General features: G+C 65.4%; 20 protein-coding genes and 1 tRNA gene. 10 read left to right on the top strand and 11 right to left on the bottom strand.

Going from position 1 to position 20849, the window contains the following annotated elements:
• Positions 1-400 precede the first annotated feature (400 nt).
• Entirely contained in the window at positions 401-1513 is a 1113-nt protein-coding gene (locus tag M4J40_RS04130) for a low specificity L-threonine aldolase (RefSeq protein WP_311134064.1), read from the top strand.
• Positions 1514-1630: 117 nt separating this feature from the next.
• On the opposite strand, the gene M4J40_RS04125 is transcribed toward M4J40_RS04130, so the two are convergent.
• Complete coding sequence (locus M4J40_RS04125; protein ID WP_251729669.1) at positions 1631-2092, bottom strand: Hsp20 family protein; 462 nt, start codon at positions 2090-2092, stop codon at positions 1631-1633.
• Positions 2093-2338: 246 nt separating this feature from the next.
• Between M4J40_RS04125 and M4J40_RS04120 the strand changes: the two genes are divergently transcribed.
• On the top strand, positions 2339-3286 hold the full coding sequence (locus tag M4J40_RS04120) for an alpha/beta fold hydrolase (RefSeq protein WP_251752324.1): 948 nt from the start codon (positions 2339-2341) through the stop codon (positions 3284-3286).
• Here the strand turns inward: M4J40_RS04120 and hisN are convergent.
• Both hisN and M4J40_RS04110 read right to left on the bottom strand, forming a co-directional pair.
• Positions 3264-4097 carry a histidinol-phosphatase gene (gene hisN / locus M4J40_RS04115; protein WP_251752322.1) on the bottom strand — a complete coding sequence of 278 codons (834 nt, stop codon included), beginning with the start codon at positions 4095-4097 and terminating at the stop codon, positions 3264-3266. The genes M4J40_RS04120 and hisN overlap by 23 nt on opposite strands.
• Positions 4098-4545: 448 nt before the next feature.
• Positions 4546-5442, bottom strand: coding sequence for an N-formylglutamate amidohydrolase (locus M4J40_RS04110; protein WP_251752321.1), 897 nt, complete (start codon positions 5440-5442; stop codon positions 4546-4548).
• Between the two features lie 437 nt (positions 5443-5879).
• Between M4J40_RS04110 and cpdR the strand changes: the two genes are divergently transcribed.
• From cpdR to M4J40_RS04095, 3 genes are all read left to right on the top strand, one after another.
• Positions 5880-6242 (top strand): cell cycle two-component system response regulator CpdR, encoded by a 363-nt coding sequence (gene cpdR / locus M4J40_RS04105; protein ID WP_026783912.1) that lies wholly within the window; start codon positions 5880-5882, stop codon positions 6240-6242.
• A 154-nt stretch (positions 6243-6396) separates the two neighbouring features.
• Positions 6397-6471 (top strand) — tRNA-Val (locus M4J40_RS04100).
• A gap of 588 nt (positions 6472-7059) precedes the next feature.
• A complete protein-coding gene (locus M4J40_RS04095; protein ID WP_251752320.1) occupies positions 7060-9084 on the top strand; it encodes a methyl-accepting chemotaxis protein in 2025 nt (674 codons plus the stop codon).
• Between the two features lie 30 nt (positions 9085-9114).
• Here M4J40_RS04095 and M4J40_RS04090 read toward each other — a convergent pair whose 3' ends face one another.
• Complete coding sequence (locus M4J40_RS04090) at positions 9115-9723, bottom strand: trimeric intracellular cation channel family protein (RefSeq protein WP_251752319.1); 609 nt, start codon at positions 9721-9723, stop codon at positions 9115-9117.
• A 185-nt stretch (positions 9724-9908) separates the two neighbouring features.
• On the opposite strand from M4J40_RS04090, the gene M4J40_RS04085 reads away from it, so the two are divergent.
• The gene (locus M4J40_RS04085) at positions 9909-11174 is read left to right on the top strand and encodes a glycoside hydrolase family 5 protein (RefSeq protein WP_251752318.1); all 1266 of its coding nucleotides are present in this window, start codon (positions 9909-9911) and stop codon (positions 11172-11174) included.
• Here the strand turns inward: M4J40_RS04085 and M4J40_RS04080 are convergent, their stop codons facing one another.
• The 3 genes from M4J40_RS04080 to M4J40_RS04070 form a co-directional block, all read right to left on the bottom strand.
• Positions 11175-12359: a sugar MFS transporter gene (locus tag M4J40_RS04080; protein WP_251752316.1), complete on the bottom strand. Its 1185-nt coding sequence runs from the start codon at positions 12357-12359 to the stop codon at positions 11175-11177.
• 177 nt (positions 12360-12536) lie between these two features.
• Positions 12537-12791 (bottom strand): DUF2312 domain-containing protein, encoded by a 255-nt coding sequence (locus M4J40_RS04075; RefSeq protein WP_051228978.1) that lies wholly within the window; start codon positions 12789-12791, stop codon positions 12537-12539.
• Positions 12792-12906: 115 nt separating this feature from the next.
• Positions 12907-13704 (bottom strand): N-formylglutamate amidohydrolase, encoded by a 798-nt coding sequence (locus tag M4J40_RS04070; RefSeq protein ID WP_251752315.1) that lies wholly within the window; start codon positions 13702-13704, stop codon positions 12907-12909.
• Positions 13705-13830: 126 nt separating this feature from the next.
• Between M4J40_RS04070 and M4J40_RS04065 the strand changes: the two genes are divergently transcribed.
• The 3 genes from M4J40_RS04065 (at position 13831) to pyk (ending at position 16817) form a co-directional block, all read left to right on the top strand.
• Positions 13831-14724 (top strand): DMT family transporter, encoded by an 894-nt coding sequence (locus M4J40_RS04065; protein WP_251752313.1) that lies wholly within the window; start codon positions 13831-13833, stop codon positions 14722-14724.
• A gap of 159 nt (positions 14725-14883) precedes the next feature.
• Complete coding sequence (locus M4J40_RS04060; RefSeq protein ID WP_251752312.1) at positions 14884-15384, top strand: DUF1036 domain-containing protein; 501 nt, start codon at positions 14884-14886, stop codon at positions 15382-15384.
• On the top strand, positions 15381-16817 hold the full coding sequence (gene pyk / locus M4J40_RS04055; protein WP_251752310.1) for a pyruvate kinase: 1437 nt from the start codon (positions 15381-15383) through the stop codon (positions 16815-16817). Before M4J40_RS04060 ends, pyk begins: the two co-directional genes overlap by 4 nt.
• A 197-nt stretch (positions 16818-17014) precedes the next feature.
• Here pyk and M4J40_RS04050 read toward each other — a convergent pair whose 3' ends face one another.
• From M4J40_RS04050 to M4J40_RS04040, 3 genes are all read right to left on the bottom strand, one after another.
• A complete protein-coding gene (locus M4J40_RS04050; RefSeq protein WP_251752309.1) occupies positions 17015-17620 on the bottom strand; it encodes a tetratricopeptide repeat protein in 606 nt (201 codons plus the stop codon).
• 77 nt (positions 17621-17697) lie between these two features.
• Positions 17698-17823 (bottom strand): type B 50S ribosomal protein L36, encoded by a 126-nt coding sequence (gene ykgO, locus M4J40_RS04045; RefSeq protein WP_026783921.1) that lies wholly within the window; start codon positions 17821-17823, stop codon positions 17698-17700.
• A gap of 233 nt (positions 17824-18056) precedes the next feature.
• Positions 18057-18491, bottom strand: coding sequence for a low affinity iron permease family protein (locus M4J40_RS04040; protein ID WP_251752308.1), 435 nt, complete (start codon positions 18489-18491; stop codon positions 18057-18059).
• Positions 18492-18739: 248 nt separating this feature from the next.
• Here M4J40_RS04040 and M4J40_RS04035 point away from each other — a divergent pair, with 248 nt between their 5' ends.
• Positions 18740-19669 (top strand): endonuclease/exonuclease/phosphatase family protein, encoded by a 930-nt coding sequence (locus tag M4J40_RS04035; RefSeq protein ID WP_251752307.1) that lies wholly within the window; start codon positions 18740-18742, stop codon positions 19667-19669.
• Here the strand turns inward: M4J40_RS04035 and M4J40_RS04030 are convergent.
• Positions 19574-20512: an ornithine cyclodeaminase family protein gene (locus tag M4J40_RS04030; protein ID WP_251752305.1), complete on the bottom strand. Its 939-nt coding sequence runs from the start codon at positions 20510-20512 to the stop codon at positions 19574-19576. The genes M4J40_RS04035 and M4J40_RS04030 overlap by 96 nt on opposite strands.
• Positions 20513-20849: the final 337 nt, after the last annotated feature.

The following is a 20849-nucleotide window of genomic DNA, read 5'->3' as shown; positions in this document are numbered from 1 at the left end:
CGTCCTCGTTGGCAATGCCGCCCCGGCGCTTTCACCGGACGACGCGACAGCGACAGCCGTCGTCCTCATCCCGTACAACCGGAACAAGGAGACAGCTTCGATAGCCGTTCGCCAGATGATCCCGAAGCTCACTCCTCCCCCGGAATCCTCCCGTTCGCGCTTTGCACCCGTTGCCCCTGCGAGGCAAGCAAAAACCGCGACGGATGAACTCGGGAAAACGCGATGGCCGTCCTTTCCTCCGAAAGTCGGGCCCGAGCCCCCAGATCCGCGCATTTGGAGCCAAACTATCGCGGTCCCGAATGCGCGATGCGTTATTTGCATAACCTTACTGTCCCGTCAACCATCCTGACCCATTTATTTGGGGGCGAAATCCGGATTGACGTCGGCATGAACGGTCTGCATGGGTGGTGCGCAAACTCGGCGGCTGTCGCCCGAGCTCGACAAGGCTAAACTGGGCTCCATGTACTTTGCCAGCGACAACTGGGCCGGCGCTTCGGCGCAAGTGGCCAATGCTCTAGCGAATGCCGGAAACGGCTCCGTTCCCGCCTATGGCGCCGACGACCAGACGCGGGTCGCCGTCGACTGGTTCTCCGAAGTGTTCGAGCACGACGTTTCCGTGTTCTTCGTTGCCACGGGCACGGCAGCCAATTCGCTGTCGCTCGCCTCGGTGATGAAGCCGGCCGGCATCGTTCTCTGCCACGACGTGGCGCACATCGCCTGCGACGAAGCCGGCGCGCCGGAGTTCCTGTCGGGCGGTCGCCTGGTCAGCATTCCCGGCGCTCGCGGCAAGCTGACGCCCGACGGGCTCGAAGCGGCGATCTCGCGCTACTTCCCGGCCGCCGTCCATCATGGCCGGCCGGTCGCCGTCTCCCTCAGCCAGTCCACCGAATGGGGCACCGTCTATACGGTGGAGGAAGTGACCGCGCTCGCCGCCGTCGCCCACGCCTACGGCCTGAAGGTCCACATGGATGGCGCCCGCCTCGCCAACGCGCTCGCCTTCCTCGGCTGCCAGCCAGCCGACATCACCTGGAAGGCCGGCGTCGACGTGCTGTCCTTTGGCGGCACCAAGAACGGCTGCTGGTGCGCCGAGGCCGTCGTCTTCTTCAACGCCAAGAAGGCCGAGGATTTCGGCTACATCAGGAAGCGCGCCGGTCAGCTGTTCTCCAAGAGCCGCTTCGTCGCCACCCAGTTCCAGGGTTATTTCGACCGTGGCCACTGGCTGGACAACGCCTTCCACGCCAACACCATGGCCAAGCGCCTCGCCACCGGCATCGGCCAGCTCTCCACCGCCCGCATCCTGTGGGAGCCGGAAGCCAACGAAGTGTTCGCCATATGGCCGAAGGCGGTCAGCGCCCGCCTCAAGGCGGCCGGCGGCCAGTTCTACGAGTGGAATCCGGACGGCCTCGCAGACGAAGAGAAGCCGCGCGACGACGAGGATCTCGTCCGCCTCGTCACCTCCTTCGCCACCGCCGCCCACGAAGTGGACCATTTCCTCAAGGCGCTCGGCAAGTAATCGACAGCGTCGGGAAGAGCATGCGGAAAGGGCGTCCCTTGCGGGGCGCCCTTCGTCGTTCTTGCCATCTCGTCGATCGGCGAGCGAAGCGATCTCCGCTCGCCATCGCGGATCAGCTCAGTTGAGGGTCGCCTCGATCTGCGGGGCCTCGCCCTTGCCGATCGGAATGGTGCGCGCCCGCTTGCTCTCGGGAATGTCGCGCACAAGATCGACGTGCAGGAGGCCGTGCTCGAGCGAGGCGCCCTTCACCTCGACATGATCGGCAAGCTGGAAGCGGCGCTCGAAAGCGCGGGCGGCGATGCCGCGATAGAGCATCTCGTGACCGTTGTCCTCGGCTTCGGGCTTCTTCTCGCCCTTGACCGTCAGCACGGCTTCGCGCGCCTCGATCGTCAGCTCGTCCTCGGAAAAGCCCGCCACGGCGATGGTGATGCGATAGGCATTCTCGCCGGTGCGCTCGATGTTGTAGGGCGGATAGGACTGGGCCGACGCGTCGCTGGTCGAAACCTGGTCGAGCAGCGAGAACAGGCGATCAAAACCGATGGTCGAGCGATAGAGCGGAGAAAGGTCGAAATTACGCATGATGTCCTCCATGTGAGCGACAGTCTTGGGTTGGCCGACCGGTTTTCTGTTCCCCTCTCCGAGGCGGAACGTCCGGTCGCCGCGGACCCGTTGGGCGTCCGCGTTCCTTGATTTGGGGCGACGGATTCGGTTTTCAAGAGGGGTGGCGACGATCGTTTTCCAGAGCGGTCCGGTGATGGCATCAGCCCTCGGCTCCGTGCTAGAACCGGCACGGCGGCGGCTCCAATCAGTCGCCGGGGAGCGCCCATGGATCTTCTCGACCTCGCCGATAACCCGATCCCGGCCGGCTGCCGGCTGGAGATGATTTCGACGTCGGACGGCGTGCGACTGCGCACCGCGCGCTGGCCGGCATTGCCGGGCGGCGCCAAGGGTACGGTCTGCCTGTTTCCCGGCTGGTCGGAGACCATCGAGAAGTATTTTCACGTCATAGAGCGGCTGAGGCAGCGCGGATTCGCGGTGGCGATCCTCGAGTGGCGCGGCCAGGGAGGCTCCACTCGCATGGCGGACGACCCCGGCAAGGGGCACGTCCGTTCCTTCCGCCACTATCTGCGCGACATCGAGGCCTTCCGTCGCCGCGTCGTGTTGCCGGACTGTCCGCCGCCCTACTTCGCGCTGGGCCATTCGATGGGCGGCGGCATTCTCCTTGCCGCCGGCCGCTTCCTGGCACCGACCTTCGACAGGTTGGTGTTGACGGCGCCCATGCTCGGCCTGCCGCAGCGGACGACCATGCCCGGACTCCGGCGCATGCTGCTGCGCCTCGCCGTCTACTTTGGCGCAGGCTCTCGCTATATCCCCGGCCAGCGCCGTCGGGCGAGCAAGGCGAGAAGCTTCGAGCGCAACCCGCTCACTTCGGACCCTGACCGCTACCGGCTCAACGAGGCAATCTGCGCCGCCCAGCCCGTCTACCGACTCGCCGCGCCGACGCTGGGCTGGGTGGTGGCGGCAACGCGCATGTTCGACCGCCTCGCCGCGCCTGGCCTCGCCAACAACACGGCCGCGCCGGTGATGCTGGTCAACTCCGGCGCCGACACGGTGGTCAGCCGCCTCGCCATCGAGACCATGGCCCGCCGCCTGCGCAACCCGGCCTATGTCCTGATCCATGGCGCCCGCCACGAGATCATGATGGAGCGCGAGGTCTACGCCGCCCAGTTCTGGGCGGCCTTCGACGCCTTCATCCCCGGCTCGTCGGAATGACGCCGGACGCCGTCGCGGCGCCCGACAAGCCGGAAGCCAGCAGCTTCAAGACCTGCTCGTGCAGGCGCGGGTCGCCGCTCGCCACCACGCGGCCGCCGTCGACGGCGCTGCCGCCGGTCCACGACGTGACGACGCCGCCCGCCCCTTCGATCACCGGAATCAGCGCCGTGATGTCATAGGGCTGCAGACCCGCCTCGATGACGAGATCGGCCTGCCCGGCCGCGACCATGCAATAGGCGTAGCAGTCGGCGCTGTAGCGGACGAGCTTGGCCTGCGCCTCGACGGAAAGGTAGGCCTCCCGCTCGCGGCCCGAGAACGGCCGAAGCGACGTGGTGAACAGCGTCGCCTGGGAAATGTCGCCACAGGACCGCGTCCTGAGGGAGCGCTCCCCGCCCGGTCCCGTATAGGTGGCCGTGACGCCGTCGCCGTAGAAGCGTTCGCCGGTGAAGGGCTGGGCCATCATGCCCTGCACCGCCTTGTCGCCGGCCCGAAGGCCGATCAGCGTGCCCCAAAGCGGAATGCCGGCGATGAACGACCGCGTGCCGTCCACCGGATCGAGCACCCATACGCGCTCGCGATCGAGCCCGACATTGCCGAACTCCTCGCCGAGAATGCCGTGTTCGGGGTGGGTGGCTTCAATCAGCTTGCGCATGGCCACCTCGCCGGCCTTGTCGGCGACCGTCACCGGATCGAAGGCGTCCTCAAGCTTGTTCTCGACGGCAAGCGCGGTCCGGAAATGCGGCAGGATCGCCGCCGAAGCCGCATCGGCCAGCCGGTCAAAGAAGGCCCTGGAGATAGGTGTGATCTGCATATCCGATATGTTTCCCACATAGGGCGAAACGGGGAGCAACGTTGCGACCCCATTTCACCGATCGGTTCATCCCGTTGTTTTTATTTTTGGATTCAAAGAAAGGCAATTTCTCGCTTTCTGACGGCCCTAGTTCACAATGATGCCACCCCCACCAGAACGCGAGTAGTCGGTGCACTTTCTACCGCGAGGGGTTGACCAATACGACGAAAGTAGGCATTGTGTACGGGTGCAGCGTGGGTTTCCGCGCTGCCCGCCCTCCTTGGGCGTTTCCTCCCTAAGACTTGGGCCGCCGCTTTTGCGACGGCCCCTTTTTTATTCTCAGCCTATCCCGCAAGGCCGACCGGCGCCAGCGAAGTGATTTTCTGAAAACGTTTCAAAGTTTGCAAGACACCGCTCGGCGGCAGGGCCGCCAGGGGTCATTCAGCCGCGAAGCGACCCCGGGTTGCAATCATTCGGCCGCGAAGCGACCGGGCGACGGGCAGACCACTTCGAGCGGCAGTCGCGTCAAACCCTCGATGAAATCGGCAAGTTCGGCGGTAAGGCGAACGAAGCCCGAGTGCGGCTCTAACGTCTTCTCGTCCATGTAGAGCGCCCGGTTGATCTCGATCTGCAGGGCATGCAGCCCCTTGGCAGGGCGGCCGTAATGCTCGGTGATGAAGCCACCGGCATAGGGGCGGTTGATCGCCACCTTGTAGCCGAGTGAGGACAGCGCACCGGCGGCATGGTCGATCAGGGCGCGCGAGGCGGACGTGCCGTGACGGTCGCCGAGCACGAAGTCGGACCGTCCCTTGGTCTCCTGCCCCCTGACCGACGACGGCATCGAATGGCAATCGATCAGCACGGCGCGGCCGAAGCGCACGTGCGTCTGGGCCAGGAGCCGCGTCAGCGCGGCGTGGTATGGCTTGTAAAGCGCCTCGATGCGGTCGAGCGCAACCTCGATCGGCATCGGCCCGGCATAGATCTCCTCGCTCTCGGAAATGACGCGCGGCACCGTTCCAAGGCCACCGGCCACCCGAATGGAGCGGACATTGGCGAAGGCAGGCAGCCGTCCATCGAACATGCGCGGATCGAGTTCGTAGGGCTCGCGGTTGACATCGAGATAGGCGCGCGGGAAATGCGCCCTGAGCAGCGGCGCGCCAACCGAAACGGCATGCATGAACAGCTTGTCCACATGCGCGTCCTCGGACAGGCGGATGCGCCGACTGTCGAGTCGGCTCGCCGCGAGAAAGTCTTCCGGGTAGGCGTTGCCCGAGTGCGGCGAGTTGAAGACGAAGGGATGCGCCTGCTCCACGGGGGACAGAATCTCGAAGGGCGGTTCCGAGCGGAAATCGGTTACGACGCGCATCCCTCTCCAGTCCGTGGAGCCTGACACCCGGTCCATTGCGGCCGGAAAACAGGGCTTTTGTACTCCTGATTCTGAAATCTGCCCTGTTTTGTCAGGCCTGTCTATTGTTAACGTGGCTGAGCGTCCCCCGCCACTGCGAGCGCCTCGCAGGGACGGGCTCGGGCAAACCTTGGCGCCCCTTTCGCCATCGGGCCGAGACCGCGAGGCCGACAAATGCCGGACACATGCCTGCGTCCATGCACGCGCCGTCAGACGGACATCCCAAAAGTCAAATTCGCTCCACTACGGGGTTTGAACGCCCTCCTGAAAAGTTCTACACAGAGGAGAATGGCCTGAAACGCGGCCTGCTAACCGCAAGTTTACCGTGCTGGTGCTCTTGTGAGATAGTTGAAGCATCGTGCGGCACGCCGCCGCTTCCCATCTGACCGGAACTGCAAATGAACCGTATTCTCCTGGCCGAAGACGACAACGACATGCGCCGTTTCCTGGCCAAGGCGCTCGCCAACGCCGGTTACGACGTCGTGTCCTATGATAATGGCCGGAGCGCCTACGAACGGCTGCGTGAGGAGCCCTTCACGCTGCTGCTGACCGACATCGTCATGCCGGAGATGGACGGCATCGAGCTGGCCCGCCGGGCCACCGAGCTCGATCCCGATCTGAAGATCATGTTCATCACCGGCTTTGCCGCCGTGGCGCTCAATCCCGACAGCCAGGCTCCCAAGGACGCCAAGGTGCTGTCCAAGCCTTTCCATCTCAAGGATCTCGTGCGCGAGGTTGAGAAGATGCTGGCGGCCGCCTGACGGCGACCTGCGGATTCTCGGAAGGAAAAGACTTTCCAGCCAAAGGGTTGAAGGGGAATTCGGAAAAGCGTCTCAAGGCCCTTGCATGGCGCGGGAAAGGACGCTATATCCCCGCCCACGCCGCCGATGAGGTGGCCCCGCAAAAAACGGAAACGGGCGTGTAGCTCAGCGGGAGAGCACTACGTTGACATCGTAGGGGTCACAGGTTCGATCCCTGTCACGCCCACCATCCGGTTTCCGACACGACAAAGATCATGGCGCCTCAGGGCGCCATTCTTGTTTGTGACGCCGCACGCTGATGCTCGACCGGCTTGATACCAAGCAGCGCGGCCAGCTGCCAAAGCCCGGCGAGCCGCCACCCCCATTTTCCGCTCTCTCATCCGAAGCCGACCCGCACTCCAACGGAAACGTTGCGATCGCGCGCCGCCTCCCATAAATATGGCAAGAAAATGAATATTTGTGACATTGCGAAAGATGCCAAGGCAGATTGCGATGATCACAGATAAGTAACTAGTTAAAATTTAACTACGAAAATTCTTTCAAGGACCCCTCCTGGATTTTATCTAAACTAGCAGAGAATCTAGCTAGTTATAAATATAATCGGTCCTTACTTAGAATATAACTTTCGCAACGAGAAGAGAAACTATCGTTTTCCAAATGCATAATACATATATCTCAATAAATATTATTACAGATTAAACCTCTGTTAACCAACTTGAATCGAATTATCAAAAGATCCGGCAGCGGCGAGTCGCACGTAAGAGCCGTTCTACCTGGAGTTGGATTCATTATTGGCCGACAGGAGGAGACGACGAAAATGCAGACCCAGTCCAAACCCGCCGGGTTCCGACGGTCCATGAACATCTCGACGCGCATTGGGCTCGGCTTTGCCGCCATTCTGGTCATTCTGGCCATCACGGCCGGCATGTCGCTCAAAAGCCTGTCGGGCATCGGCGGCGTCATCGAAACGATGTTCACCCAAATCGATGTCACCGACAAAGCCAACACGATCCAGGTCACCTTCCTCGAGTACCGACGCGCAGCGCGCGAGGTCATCTACACGACACTCCCCGACACCGAGGCTGCCGTGACCGAACGCGCCTCGGCCATGCGAGCCGCACTCGCGGATGGACTGAAAGCGGCCAACGACGCGGCGCAGCTCGATCACCTCAAGGCCATGCAGGCCAGCTTCGAGACCTACGACAGTCTGCTGGCGACGCTCATCAAGACCCGCAATGACGTCAACGCCTTGTCTGCCAAGACGCTCAATCCGATCGGCGTGGCGCTCCGGACCGATCTCGAGGAAATCATCGACGAGGCCGGCCAGGGAACCCCGACGGCCGCAGCCTCCGAGCGAGCCCTGCGCTTCATCCTCACCGGCCGCATCTTCGCCACCAAGGCGACGGCGAGAAGCGAAGCCGATGCCGACAAACATGCTCTCAAGGCGCTTGCCGACGCCGACGCCTCACTCGTCGAGGCCATTTCAGGCGCCCCTTCGGCGCTCGCCAACCGACTTGGCGCCACGCGCGACCACGTCGCGCAATATGTCGAGGGCTTCAACGCCTCTCTGGCGATGACCGCAAGCATCGAGGACCAGGCCAAGGAGATGCGGACCTTCGTCGCCAAGATCGCCGACGACTTCGCCAAGTTCCAGTCGGCCGTCCAGGCCGCGCAGACCAAGCTGAAGACCGACACGGAAGCGACCCAGGCTTCGACCACAGCCAACCTGTGGGCATTCGGCGCGGGCGGCCTGCTGCTCGGCCTGGCGCTCTCCGTGCTGATCGGACGCAGCCTGTCGCGCCCCATCGTGTCCATCACGCAGGCCATGCAGCGGATCTCGGAGGGTGACCTGTCGGTGGCCGTTCCGGGCCTCGGCCGCAGCGACGAGGTGGGCACGATGGCGGCGACGCTCCACGTGTTCAAGCAGGGCCTCGAGGAGAACCTGCGCATGCGCGCCGAACAGGAGCGCGCCAAGGCGGAGGCCGAGACGCGCCGCCAGGCCGAGATGAAGGAAATGGCCGACGCCTTCGAAACGGCGGTCGGTGGCGTCGTGGAAATGGTCGTCGGCGCCTCGACGCAGTTGCAAGCCTCGGCACAGTCGATGTCGGCTGCGGCCGAGGAGGTCTCCAACCAGTCGATCACAGTGGCGAGCGCCGCCGAGGAAGCATCCACCAACGTCGAGACCGTCGCCGCGGCCGCCGAGGAACTGGCGACCTCGATCGCCGAGATCAAGCGTCAGGCCGACGAGAGCACCGTCGTCGCCTCCAAGGCCAGCAAGGATGCCCAGCTGACCGCCGAGCGGGTGCGCGAACTGGCCGAAAGCGCCAACCGCATCGGCGAGGTTGTCAACCTCATCGACAGCATCGCCTCCCAGACCAATCTTCTGGCCCTCAACGCGACCATTGAGGCGGCGCGGGCCGGCGAAGCCGGAAAGGGATTCGCCGTGGTGGCGGCCGAGGTGAAGCAGCTGGCCGACCAAACGTCGCGCGCGACCTCCCAGATTTCAAGCCAGATCGGGGAGATCCAGTCTTCGACGCAGTCGTCGGCCGAGGCGATCGTGACGATCACCGGCGTGATCGAGCACCTGAACCGCATCGCCACGTCGATCGCCACCGCCGTCGACCAGCAGGGCGCGGCCACCGACGAGATCGCCCGCAACGTCAGCCAGGCTTCGATCGGCACCCATCAGGTGTCGCAGAATGTCGTGGGCATCACCCAGGCGGCGACCGAGTCATCCGGGGCCGCGACCGAGGTGCTGACCGCCGCGACCGCCCTCGCCCGTCAGTCCGACACCCTGCGGCGCGAGGTCGAAACCTTCCTCTCCGGCGTCCGCGTCGGCTGAGGAACGCCGTTCCTCATACGGACCAGTCGCTTACGAGCGACTGGTCGGCGGGGGCAGGTTCCAGTCCCAGCGCATGGCGGCAAGCCGGAGCAGGATGGACAGGCCGCCACCGGCAATCGCCACCGGCACGGACGGCAGGTGGTAGTAATCGCCGACGGAAACCATCAAGGCCCCGATCAGCGCCGCCAGAGCGTAGATTTCCTTGTGCAGCACCATCGGAGTCTGCGCCGCCAGGATGTCGCGACCAATGCCGCCGCCGATGGCGGTGATCATGCCGACCACGGCCGCCATCAAGGGCGACAGGCCGGCGTCCATCGCCTTGCGCGTTCCCACCACCACGTAGAGCCCGAGGCCCAGCGCGTCGAACACCGCCACCGGCGCGGAAAGGCGCGCGATCAGGTGGTGGGCGAAGATGCAGCAGAAGCCGGCGATGCAGGAAATGGCGAAATAGTGCCAGGTGATGAAAGCCACCGGAGGAACGGCGCCAATCACTACATCGCGGATGATGCCGCCGAAGGTGGCGGCGACGAAGGCCAGGAAAACGATGCCGAACGGATCGAGCCGCCGTTCCACGGCGCGGGTACCACCGCTCAGGGCAAAGGCGAAGCAGCCGACGAAGTCGACCAGGGTGAGGAACATGATGGGTCTACCGGTCTTTCCGGACGGGGAAGGCCCGCGCCGGGGGTCACACGAATTTCTGGCTGCCTTCTCTCACGTCGGCGCGTCGGACGGAAGATGGTCAACTTCCGCACCAGTCCGTTGCGCGGGCCGCGACGTCCCGGCATGATCGCGCCGCCGCCCCACCCGGCCTGGAGGAGAACCCAATGCCCCGTTCCGTGACACGCGCCCGTCTGGCGGCGTTCTGCCTCGCCCTCCTTGCGGCGCTGCCGGCCACTGCCGCACCCGCCCTCAAGCGCGGCATCAACTTCGAGGTCTGGCAGACATGGACCGGTCGCGACGCCTTTCTCGCGCCGGAGTTCGACAGGGGCAACTTTCCCGACTGGATGGGACGCATCGACGACCGCCAGCTCGCCAGCCTGAAGGCCGAGGGCTTCGATTTCGTCCGCCTCAACATCGACGCCGCCGCCCTGCTCTGGGCGGGCGACGACGGCGCCGGGCCGCTGATCGGACGCATCGTCGCCGCGACGGAGCGTCTTCAGGCGTTGGGCTTCGCAGTGATCGTCGACATGCATCTCCTGCCGATCGACCAGGAACGCCCCGACGGATTGCAGGACGTGCTCGGCACCGACGACCACGCCCCCATCCTTTGGGACCGCTATCTCGCTCTCGTCACGCGGCTCGCCGGCCGACTGGCCGTCCTGCCCGCCGACAAGACCCTTCTCGAGCCGATCAATGAGCCTAACCAGGATTGGGGATCCTACATAGCCCTGGCCGACCGCTGGCCCGACCAGTTGGCCGCGCTGCGCGAGGCCGCGCGCCAGGCGGCCCCGACGCTGACGCTTGTGCTGACCGGCGGCCGTTCGGGTGGCATCGACGGACTTGCGCGTCTGGACCCAGTCCCCTTCGCGGACGATCCGAACATCGTCTGGACCTTCCATTATTACGACCCCATGGTCGTCAGCCACGCGGGCCGCCCCTGGGTCGACGATCCCGGCCGTTATCTCACCCATCTGCCCTATCCGGCCAGCCAGGTCGACGAGGCCGGCGGCAAGCAGCTCCTGCGCGCGGCAAGGAGCCGCATTGCCAGGGAGGTCGCCGATCCGTCGCGTCGCAGGGAGCTCGATATCGCGGTCGGAGAAGCGCTCGACGACTATCGCACCAGCGAAGCCGGCCCGGCGACCATCGCCGCCGACTTCCAGCGGGTGAGCAACTGGGCGGCCGAGAACGGCGTTCCGCCCGAGCGCGTTCTGCTCGGCGAGTTCGGCATCTTTCAGGACGAGGCCGATCCGGCATCGCGCATCGCCCTCATCGAGGCGACGCGCGATGCCGCCGAGGACAAGGGTTTTGCCTGGGCGGTCTACTCCGCCGGCCTGACCAGCGCCGGGAAGGGCTTTGCCGTGATCGGCGACGACCGGAGCCTCACCCTCGAACCGAAGGTGAAGGCGGCGCTGGGCCTCGGCGACAAGTGATCAGTGGCGGACGAGCCGTTCGCCGACGAACAGAAAGCCGACCGCCGCGACGATGAGGATCGGCAACGCCGATATGGCCGTAAACAAACCCACGTGATCGGCCAGAGCCCCGATCGCCCAGGGGATGATGAGGATGGAAAGACCGCTCGCCAGCGAAGCGCGCGCCGTCGCCAGCTCGCCGAACGGACCGGCGGTGACGATCGCCTTGGTCAGCGTCAGCGGATACTGCAAGGCGCACCCGAGACCGACGGCGAACAGGCCGACCACAGCCACCAGCAGGCTCGGTGCGCCCCAGAACAGGAAGAAGGCCGGCACAGTGACGATTGCCGAGAGATAGAGTGCGCGCGCCGCCGTTATCCGCGTCAACACGAAGGCCGACGACAGACGTCCGACGAGCATGCCCAGCGAGAAGGCGCCGGCGGCGATCGCCGCGGAGGCCACCGGCACGTCCTTGACACGGACGAGAAACTCCGTCGCCCACACAAGAACCGACTGCTCGACGCCGACGAAGGCGATGATCGTCAACCAGTAGAGCCAATAGGCCATCGGCAGCCGGCCGCCGTGACCGCCCGTCTCGACCGTCGCCGGCTCCTTCGGCGCCGGCATCGGCACGCCCCGCAGGAACAGGAGCAACAGGCCGGCCAGGACCACGCCGAGCAAAAGCGCCGCCCGCCAACCGAAACCGATGGCCACGAACAGGCCGACCGCCATCGCCGCCGTCAACGAGGCAACGTAGGAAACGCCGTTGGCCTCGCCGATCGCCACCGAACGATTGGCGCCATGCCAGTCGGCAAGCAGCGTCGGCACGACGATCAGCACAAGGCAACCGACCGCGCCCATCAGGAAGCATCCGAGGATGCTGACCACCGGATGCGGCGCGGCGGTGATGGCGACCGCGCCGAGCGCCATGCCGGCGAGCCCGAACATCACCGACCTCGGTCGCCCATACCGGCGCGTCAGCCGCTCGCCAAACAATCCCGAAACGATAAGACCGGCCGCCACCGCTGCCGGGTGCAGCGTCACCACCCGATAGCTGAGGTCGAACTCGTCCTTCAGGAAGGGGATGATGTTTCCCTGAATATTCAGGAAGAAGGTGAACTGGGCGAGCGCCAGATAGGCGGCCCAGGTCAGCCGGTCGCGCCGTATGGGCGCCGGAATGGACGGGGAGAGCGATGGGGCGGTCATGAAATCCACATGAAGAAGGCGCCCTCCGCCACCGATCATCGGCGGACGGCGCGACGCCTCCTTGAAACGATACAGATTGCTAGGCCGACACCCGTTCGCTGTCAAGCGCGGAGAAGAGCCTCTCCACCCCAGGCAAGGCCGTCACGCCCCCCGGTCGGGGACAGGCGGAAAGCCCGCTTACACCATGCCGAGCGCGTTCATGTAGAGTTCGAGGATGGCTTCCGCCTCCTGGCGCTCGTCCGGGTCCTGCTTGCGAAGCTTCAGAATGGCCCTGACGGCCTTGACGTCGTAGCCGCGGCCCTTGAGCTCGGCCATCACGTCCTTGATGTCGTCCTGGAGAGCGGCCTTCTCTTCCTCAAGCCGCTCGACGCGCTCGATGAACTGCCGGAGTTCACCCGCCGCGACGCCGCCCTGCGATTCTGCCGATTCCATGCTCATGGGATATTGTCCTGCCGATCTTGATACTGGGTCCGGGCGGGGCCGCCGCCCGTGAGGGCGGCATGAAGTCCGAACTTCATGGGCCCGTCAACCGTTTTCGAGCGTCCATTCACACGCGAGCGCCATCCGCGCGCGATCCGTAAAAGGCGGTCTTGCGCATCTCCGGCCGCGCCGCCAGCGGTGCCACCACCTCGAAAATCGTCTCCGCCCAGTGGGTTGCGCCAGCCTCGTCGGCGATGTGATCCTGCCGCACCTCGATGAGCAGATGGGCGAGCCCCCGCGCCGTGCCATGGCGATAGAGCGTATCGTTGCGGAGCGCCCCGTCGTAGGGCTGGTTGTCGCCGACGACAAGGCCGCGCTCACGGAAGGCGGCGAGCGCCGGCGCCACCATGCGGTCGTCGCGGTCCCACAGGATCGCCATGTCCCAGGGACGCGGCACGCCCTTCCAGACCGGCGTGAAGGAATGGATGGACAGGATCACCGGCGCGACGCCGGTGGCGAGCATCCGGTCGATCAGGCCATCGATGGCCTGATGATATGGACGATGGAATCCTTCGATACGCCGCTGTCGCTCGGCGGCGTCGACCCTAGCGTTGCCCGGCACGATCGCCCCGTCCGACAGGCGCATCACCAGCGTCGGGTCGTCTTCGCCACGGTTGGGATCGATCAGCAGACGCGAGAAGCGGGTGAGCAGCGCCGGAGCGCCGGCAACGGCGGCGAGGCGGCGGACCAGCCATTCGGTACCGATATCATAGGCGATATGACGTTCGAACTCGGCCGGCGGCAGACCGAGGTTGCCGTAAGACGGCGGCACCCGGCGGGATGCGTGGTCGGCGAGGATCAGAAGGCCGCCTGCCTCGTCGCCGGGAAGAAATGTGAAAGGAGCGTCGTCGGTCGGGTCCTGCATGGCGGATGATCCTAAATGCTGCTATCGGTCGGATAAAGTCGAGATCCACCCGCTGGCGCCGTCGACCTGCCGACCGTTGCACTTTCGCCGCGGCCCGCCCGACGGCCGTCGTCCTCAGGTCCATTCATGTCCGTCGCCAGATCGTTGCCGCTGTCCCCACGCCCCGGTGAGGTCGTGGCCTTCCTCGCCCTCTGCCTCGGCGCCGTCGCCATGGGCATATCTCCGGTCTTCGTCCGCCTCGCCGACGTCGGCCCCTTCGCCAGCGCCTTCTGGCGTGTCGCGCTCGCAGTCCCCGTGCTGGCCATCTGGGCGGCGAGCGAGGGCGGCAGCAAGGCACTGGCCACCGCCTTCCGCTCGAAGGCCATCTGGCTCGCCGGCGTCTTCTTCGCCGTCGACCTGTTCTTCTGGCACCTCTCGATCCTCAACACGTCGATCGCCAACGCCACCTTCCTGTCCTCGATGGCGCCAATCTGGGTGCTGCTGTTCTCCGGCCTGTTCATCGGCGAGAAGGTCGGCCGGCGCGAAGCGGGCGGCGTCATCGTCTGCATCCTCGGCGGCGCGGTGCTGCTCGGCGGCTCCTATACGCTCGATGCCGACAAGCTGATCGGCGACATCTACGGCATCGGCACCTCCTTCGGCTTCGGCACCTACTTCCTGGCCGTTCGCGCCGCCCGACGCCAGCACAGCACCGGCACCGTCACCTTCGGCGCAACGGCGGTGACCGCGCTCTGCCTCGGCGCCATAGCCCTCGCCTTCGAGCCAAAGCTTCTGCCGTCTTCGCTGACGGGCGTCGCAACTCTCGCCGCCCTGGCGTATGTAAGCCATATCGGTGGGCAGGGCCTGCTCGCCTTTGCGCTCGGATATCTCTCGGCCGCCTTCTCGTCTCTGGTCATCTTCATGGAGGTGATCGCCGCCGCCACCCTCGCTTTCCTCGTGTTCGGCGAGGCGATCGGCTGGAGCCAGGGGCTGGGTGGCCTGATGATCCTTGGCGGCATCTGGATCGCCCGGCCGCGATCATGACCAGCGTTCTTCGGACGCGACCAAAGACTGGAGCGTAAGCCTTTGAGGATGCGTGTTAATGTTCATGGGAGACCGGACACGACGGGACAGTGCGGCGCCTTGCGTAATTATACGTTGACATTTTGCCGTAGGTCACGCGATAAGGCGGGGCATTCTCCGATGAGCACCGGACAAGGATCGTTGGCGGGCGGAAAACCGATGGCGGCACATGAGGGACCGGTACGAAAGACGCGGCCGGCGCTTGTTGCCCTGGCGCTGTCCTTCCTCTTCCTCGCCGCCGCGACACCCGCGAAGGCCGATCTCAGGCTCTGTAACAAAACCGACGGCACCATCTCCGTGGCGATCGGCTACAAGTCCAAGGACGGCTGGCGCTCCGAAGGCTGGTGGAACATCGGCGGATCGAAATGTGGAACGCTGCTCTCCGGCGCTCTCACATCACGCTATTACTACCTCTATGCGGTCGACAGCCAACACGGCGGCGAATGGGGCGGCAAGGCGTTCATGTGTACGAGACGCAAGATGTTCACAATAGGCGGCGTCGAAAACTGTGTCGCCCGCGGCTATGAGCGGACAGGGTTCTTCGAGGTCGACACCGCCGAACAACGCAGCTGGACCGTACACCTGTACCAGCCGACCCAAAAAGGAAACGGGGCGAAATGAGACGTAACCGCAAGGTCAAGATTCTTGCAACTTTGGGCCCCTCCTCCTCCGACAAGGACATGATCGCCCGGCTTCACCAGGCGGGTGCGGACTGCTTCCGCATCAACATGAGCCACACCAACCACGAGAAGCTCCGCTACTACGTATCGACCATCCGTGAGGTCGAGGCCGAGGCCGGCCGCCCGATCGGCATCCTCGCCGACCTGCAGGGGCCCAAGCTCCGGGTCGGCACCTTCGCCAACGGCCCGGTCTTCCTGGAAATCGGCGCCAAGTTCGCCTTCCATCGCGAGAAGTTCGACGGCGACGTCACCGGCGTCACCCTGCCGCATCCTGAAATCATAGACGCGCTCGAGCCCGGCCATCGCCTTCTGATCGACGACGGCCGCCTGAGGCTGCGCGTGGTCGAGAACGACCGCAAGAAGGCGATCGCCGAGGTCGAGGTCGGCGGCAAGATCTCCGACCGCAAGGGCGTCAGCCTGCCCGACACCATCCTCACCTCCGGCGCCCTCACCGAGAAGGACCGCGCCGACCTCACGGCCGCTCTCGACGCCGACGTCGACTGGATCGCGCTGTCCTTCGTGCAGCGGCCGGAAGACCTCCAGGAAGTGCACGAGATCGTCGACGGCAAGTGCGGCGTCATGGCCAAGATCGAGAAGCCGCAGGCCGTGCAGCGCTTCAACGAGATTCTCGAGCTCTCCGACGCCATCATGGTGGCGCGCGGCGACCTTGGCGTCGAGCTGCCGCTCGAACAGGTCCCGAGCGTTCAGAAGAGCATCACCCGCACCACGCGCAAGGCCGGCAAGCCGGTGGTCGTCGCCACGCAGATGCTGGAATCGATGATCCAGTCGCCGGTGCCGACGCGCGCCGAGGTCTCCGACATCGCCAACGCCGTCTTCGAGGGCGCGGACGCGGTCATGCTGTCGGCCGAGTCGGCGGCCGGCGCCTACCCGGTCGAGGCGGTTCAGACCATGAGCCACGTCGCCGAGGAGGTCGAGGCTTCCGAGCATTTCCACTCGATCCTGGCCGGCCAGCGCGGCGAGCCCGACGCGACCCCCGCCGACGCCATTTCCGCCTCGGCCCGCCAGATCGCCGAGACGCTCGGCATCGCCGCCCTCGTCTGCTTCACCGCCTCCGGCGCCACCGGCCTCCGCGCCGCCCGTGAGCGGCCGTCGACGCCGATCCTGGCGCTGTCGCCCAACCGCTCGATGGCCCGTCGCCTGGCGCTGGTCTGGGGCATCCACTCGGTGGTGACCGACGACGCCCGCTCGCTGATGGACCTCGTGCAGCGCGCCAGCCGCATCTCTGCCGAGGAAGGCTTCACCAAGCCCGGCGACCGCATCATCATCACCGCCGGCGTGCCCTTCGGCTCGGCCGGCGTGACCAACCTCCTGCGCATCGCCACCATCGGCGCCGACGGCAAGTCGGGGATCTGATCGGCGGCAACTGCGCGCGAACTGAAAAGGGGCCGGAGCGATCCGGCCCTTTTCTTATGACGGGATGTTCATACGCGTTCCGCTTGATCCGGACTCATCCGGCTCAAGCGGGTTTCGGCCTGACCGGCCAGCGCCCGGTCGGGCGCTTCCCCTCCCGTCGGGTTTCGCCCAAAAGGTCAAACCCGACGGAAGCGGCATCAGATATCGCGGCCATGGCTGCCAGCGACGATGGCCTCGATGGCCTCGCTGAGCCCGTCGAAATGCGGATCGATCGCTTGCAGGCGGCGCAGCACTTCGAGCGCCCTTTCATGCTGGTCGAGGTCCTCGAGCAGCACGGCAAGATCCTTCATCGCCATGAAATGGCGGGGCTCGATGCGCAGAACGGTCTGGAAATCGCCGAGCGCCGGTGACAGCCGGCCGGCAAGAAGGTGCAGGGTGCCGCGCCGGTAATAGGCCTCGGCCAGGGCGGGCCGCCGCACCGTCAACTCGTCGAGAAGATCGAGCGCGCCGGCCGCGTCGCCGGACGCGACAGCGTCTTGCGTCCAGCCCAGCATGAGATCGCAGGTGGCGCTGCCGCAGGTCGCCCAGCGCCGACGGATCTCCGTTTCAAGGCCTGAGGCTTCCTTGCGGTCGCGCGCGATCGCGAGCCGGGCGAACAGTTCATCCAGCTCGGCGGCCTTGTCGACCGGCACGACCGAGACCAAGCGCTCGCGCCCACTCGTCGCGGGCGGCGGCAGATCGACTTGGGCGGAGACCGGCCAGGCGACCGTCAACAACAATATGAGGGGCACAAAAACACGCATACCCGGGAAGGTACCTCCCCGGGCAGCGATCGTCGAGTGCATCCTGGCGCCAAGGCGGGCGGCAAGCCCGCCGGACATCAGCCCTGACGGGCCTTGTAGCGCGGATTCTTCTTGTTGATGATGTAGATACGGCCCTTGCGACGGACCATGCGATTGTTGCGGTCGCGGGTCATGAGGGCCCGGAGAGAGTTCTTGATCTTCATTTGGTCCATCCTTGCCGACATGCCCAACGGCGTCAGCGTCAGAAGACGCGCCGCCGACGGGTCGATGCCCGACGTCATCAATCCCGATGCCAGGAGGGCTGAACCCCCTTGCCCGAATTCGGGCGGACCATACGTATCGACCTCGAAGATGTCAATTGCGCCATGACCGACTTTTCGGGGAGAGCCGGCTGATTTTATGCCGGCGCAAACCGATCCCGCCAAGGGCATTCCGGCTAGTGGCTTTCCTCCTTGTTGCCGACCATCCCTTCCAGCTCCTCCGCCCGGTGGTCGGCCACGTCCTCCAAAGCCTCGGCCTTCTCCACGAGAGCCTGACTGACCTCGCGGATTTCGTCCTCGTCCAGCTTCTCGATCCCGATGAACTTGTTCTGCGCCTTCGAGGTCAGGATCAGCTCGTCGATCTTCGCCTGCAGGGCCTTGCCGTCCCGGTTCTGGGAGTTCTGCAACACGAACACCATCAGGAAGGTGACGATGGTGGTCGAGGTATTGATGACGAGCTGCCAGGTTTCCGAAAAGCCGAAGAAAGGTCCGGAGACCGCCCAGACGACGACCATCCCCACGGCAAGGGCGAAGGTTGCCGGCCGCCCAGACAGATCGGAAATGGTGGAGGCAAACTGCGAGAAAAGGCGCGACGTAGTGGAACCGTTCATGGTCACCTCGGGTTGCGAACGAGTGCCGCCCCCGTCGACGCGAAGACCTGCCCCTCGCGTCGCGCGGCAGGAGTGACACGGACGCGGAGACAACCGGATCCCGGGGCGGCGGTTCCCCGCCGGCGCGGCGGTTTCAACGTCCCCGCCCTTTTCTCGCCGCCATTCCGCTGCTATCGCATGGGGACGGGAGCCGGGTGCAGAACGACCGAGATCGGTTCCCCTAAGTCGGACGAAGAGGCTCGAACACCATGCCCGGGCAGTTTGCCAGCCTTTCCCGCTTGCTTGACGGCGTCGGCCGCCTTGTCCGGCTCGGCCGGGCGCCCGACTCCGTGCCGTCTACGCCGGCCTGCGACGGCTGCGATCTCGTCCGCGTCGCCAGCTACAATATACACAAGGGTATCGGCAACGACGGCACCTACGATCCGGCCCGCACCATCTCGGTGATCGCCGAGATCGACGCCGATATCATCGCCCTTCAGGAAGCCGACCGTCGGTTGGGCGACCGCAAGGGCCGGCTCAACCTCGCCACTCTGGAGCGGGAAACCGGGCTGACGCTTGTGCCGCTCGCCGCCCGGCCGATGAGCCATGGCTGGCACGGCAATGCCCTGTTCTACCGGCGCGGCACCATCGTTCGCGCCGAGCGCCTTCACCTGCCGCACGCCGAGCCGCGCGGCGCGGTGCTAGCCGAGTTCGACATCGGCGGCCGCCCCTTGCGCATCGTTGCCGCCCATCTCGGCCTTCTGAGCCACACCCGTCGCCTGCAAATGGAACGCTTGCGCTCCCAGCTCGAAGCGCGCGAACCGATGCCGACGCTCCTGTGCGGCGACTTCAACGAGTGGCGACCCGGCCGGGCCAACTCGCCGCTGGAGCGACTGTCGCCGCTGTTCCAGACGGCCGACGCCGTGCCAAGCTTTCCCTCGCGCCGGCCGGTGTTTCCACTCGATCGCATCTTCGGCTGGCCTGACGGACTGGTCGCCGATTTCGGCGTGCACGACAGCCCTGTCGCCCGGCGCGCCTCCGACCACCTTCCGGTCAAGGCAGTGATCGACCTGAAGTCGGCTGGCGGGCTGTTCGGCGACAGCTCAGTCCGGCCGCCGAGACGCGAGCGCGACGCGCGCGGCGGCGAGGTCCTCGACAGCGAGGCCAACCGACTTGAACAGCGTTATCTCGGACGCTGAACGCCGCCCCTCGACGCCGCCACCGCAAAGATCATAGAGCGTACCGGCGATCTCCTTCAGCGCGCCCGACGCCATCGGTCCCTTGATGTCGCCCGATTCGACCGCCGCCGCCGGCCCGTCGACGAACACCCGACCGCGCGCCACGGCGCGGTCGTCGGCTTCGCGCATCTCGGGAGTGAAGGAGCCGACGAGATCGAGATGCTGGCCGGGTTTCAGCCAATCGCCGTGGATCAGCGGTGACCGGGAGAGCGTGGCGCAGGATATGATGTCGGCCTCGCCGACCGCCGCTTCGAGATCGTCGCACGTGTCCGCTTCGATTCCCTGGCCCCGAAGACGGGTTACCAGCCGCTCGGCCCGCTCCGGCGTCGGATTCCAAACCAGCACCCGCTCGATGGGCCGCACGGCGCGATAGGCCCCCGGCATCTCCGAGCCGATGTGCCCGGCCCCGACCACCAGCAGCGTGCGAGCATCGGCGCGCGCCAGGTAGGACGCGGCGAGCGCGGAGGCCGCCGCCGTACGTCGTCCGGTCAGCGTCGCGCCATCCATGAGCGCCACGTGGGAGCCGGTCGTCTCGTCGAACAGCAGATAGCTCGCCGTCACCGCCGGAAGGCCGCGCTTGGCGTTACCGGGCACCACGTTGACGATCTTGACGCCGCCGTGGCTGCCGTCGCCCATCCAGGCGGGCATCACGAGCAGCGTGGCGTCGGGCTCGCCGACGCGCGGCAGGCCATGGGCATGACGGAGCGGAGCGGTAACGCCGGCGGCAAATATCTCCCGCAGCCCGGCGATCAAGGCCGGATAGTCGAGGGCGGCGGCGGTGGCAGCGGCATCGAGGACGAGCATGGAAGGCTCCCGGCAGAGAAAACCGGCGAAGCATAGCCTGCCGCCAAGCGATTGAAAGCCCGCTCTGGCGCCATTGCCCGCCCAGATTGCCCATCAAAGAACCAAGGACAGAAGCAAAGTCGAGCCACTCAGTTTTTGTATATGTGCCATGCAAAGCTGACTTTAACGATAAAATCGCCAAAGGGATAGTTTTGACAGTACCCCGCCGACACTATCATCGAGGGCATAAACCAAGGAAGTTCACCGAACTGAGTTCAAAATACGTTTCATTGATTCGATCTTATTCAGAGCCAAGACCACTAAACCAAAATCGTTTTTGAGCTTTAGCCTCGCAGAG

It is taken from the genome of Pleomorphomonas sp. JP5 (assembly GCF_023721815.1).
In the GTDB taxonomy this organism is placed as follows: Bacteria; Pseudomonadota; Alphaproteobacteria; order Rhizobiales; family Pleomorphomonadaceae; genus Pleomorphomonas.
Note: the sequence above shows the minus strand (reverse complement) of the source record. Positions and strands in the feature narration are given on the sequence as shown.

Bases quoted from the DNA above. Each gene is read 5' to 3' on its own strand.
- M4J40_RS04130 (WP_311134064.1), top strand. From the start codon at position 401: ATGGGTGGTGCGCAAACTCGGCGGCTGTCGCCCGAGCTCGACAAGGCT.
- M4J40_RS04125 (WP_251729669.1), bottom strand. From the start codon at position 2,092: ATGCGTAATTTCGACCTTTCTCCGCTCTATCGCTCGACCATCGGTTTT.
- M4J40_RS04120 (WP_251752324.1), top strand. From the start codon at position 2,339: ATGGATCTTCTCGACCTCGCCGATAACCCGATCCCGGCCGGCTGCCGG.
- hisN (WP_251752322.1), bottom strand. From the start codon at position 4,097: ATGCAGATCACACCTATCTCCAGGGCCTTCTTTGACCGGCTGGCCGAT.
- M4J40_RS04110 (WP_251752321.1), bottom strand. From the start codon at position 5,442: ATGCGCGTCGTAACCGATTTCCGCTCGGAACCGCCCTTCGAGATTCTG.
- cpdR (WP_026783912.1), top strand. From the start codon at position 5,880: ATGAACCGTATTCTCCTGGCCGAAGACGACAACGACATGCGCCGTTTC.
- M4J40_RS04095 (WP_251752320.1), top strand. From the start codon at position 7,060: ATGCAGACCCAGTCCAAACCCGCCGGGTTCCGACGGTCCATGAACATC.
- M4J40_RS04090 (WP_251752319.1), bottom strand. From the start codon at position 9,723: ATGTTCCTCACCCTGGTCGACTTCGTCGGCTGCTTCGCCTTTGCCCTG.
- M4J40_RS04085 (WP_251752318.1), top strand. From the start codon at position 9,909: ATGCCCCGTTCCGTGACACGCGCCCGTCTGGCGGCGTTCTGCCTCGCC.
- M4J40_RS04080 (WP_251752316.1), bottom strand. From the start codon at position 12,359: ATGACCGCCCCATCGCTCTCCCCGTCCATTCCGGCGCCCATACGGCGC.
- M4J40_RS04075 (WP_051228978.1), bottom strand. From the start codon at position 12,791: ATGGAATCGGCAGAATCGCAGGGCGGCGTCGCGGCGGGTGAACTCCGG.
- M4J40_RS04070 (WP_251752315.1), bottom strand. From the start codon at position 13,704: ATGCAGGACCCGACCGACGACGCTCCTTTCACATTTCTTCCCGGCGAC.
- M4J40_RS04065 (WP_251752313.1), top strand. From the start codon at position 13,831: ATGTCCGTCGCCAGATCGTTGCCGCTGTCCCCACGCCCCGGTGAGGTC.
- M4J40_RS04060 (WP_251752312.1), top strand. From the start codon at position 14,884: ATGAGCACCGGACAAGGATCGTTGGCGGGCGGAAAACCGATGGCGGCA.
- pyk (WP_251752310.1), top strand. From the start codon at position 15,381: ATGAGACGTAACCGCAAGGTCAAGATTCTTGCAACTTTGGGCCCCTCC.
- M4J40_RS04050 (WP_251752309.1), bottom strand. From the start codon at position 17,620: ATGCGTGTTTTTGTGCCCCTCATATTGTTGTTGACGGTCGCCTGGCCG.
- ykgO (WP_026783921.1), bottom strand. From the start codon at position 17,823: ATGAAGATCAAGAACTCTCTCCGGGCCCTCATGACCCGCGACCGCAAC.
- M4J40_RS04040 (WP_251752308.1), bottom strand. From the start codon at position 18,491: ATGAACGGTTCCACTACGTCGCGCCTTTTCTCGCAGTTTGCCTCCACC.
- M4J40_RS04035 (WP_251752307.1), top strand. From the start codon at position 18,740: ATGCCCGGGCAGTTTGCCAGCCTTTCCCGCTTGCTTGACGGCGTCGGC.
- M4J40_RS04030 (WP_251752305.1), bottom strand. From the start codon at position 20,512: ATGCTCGTCCTCGATGCCGCTGCCACCGCCGCCGCCCTCGACTATCCG.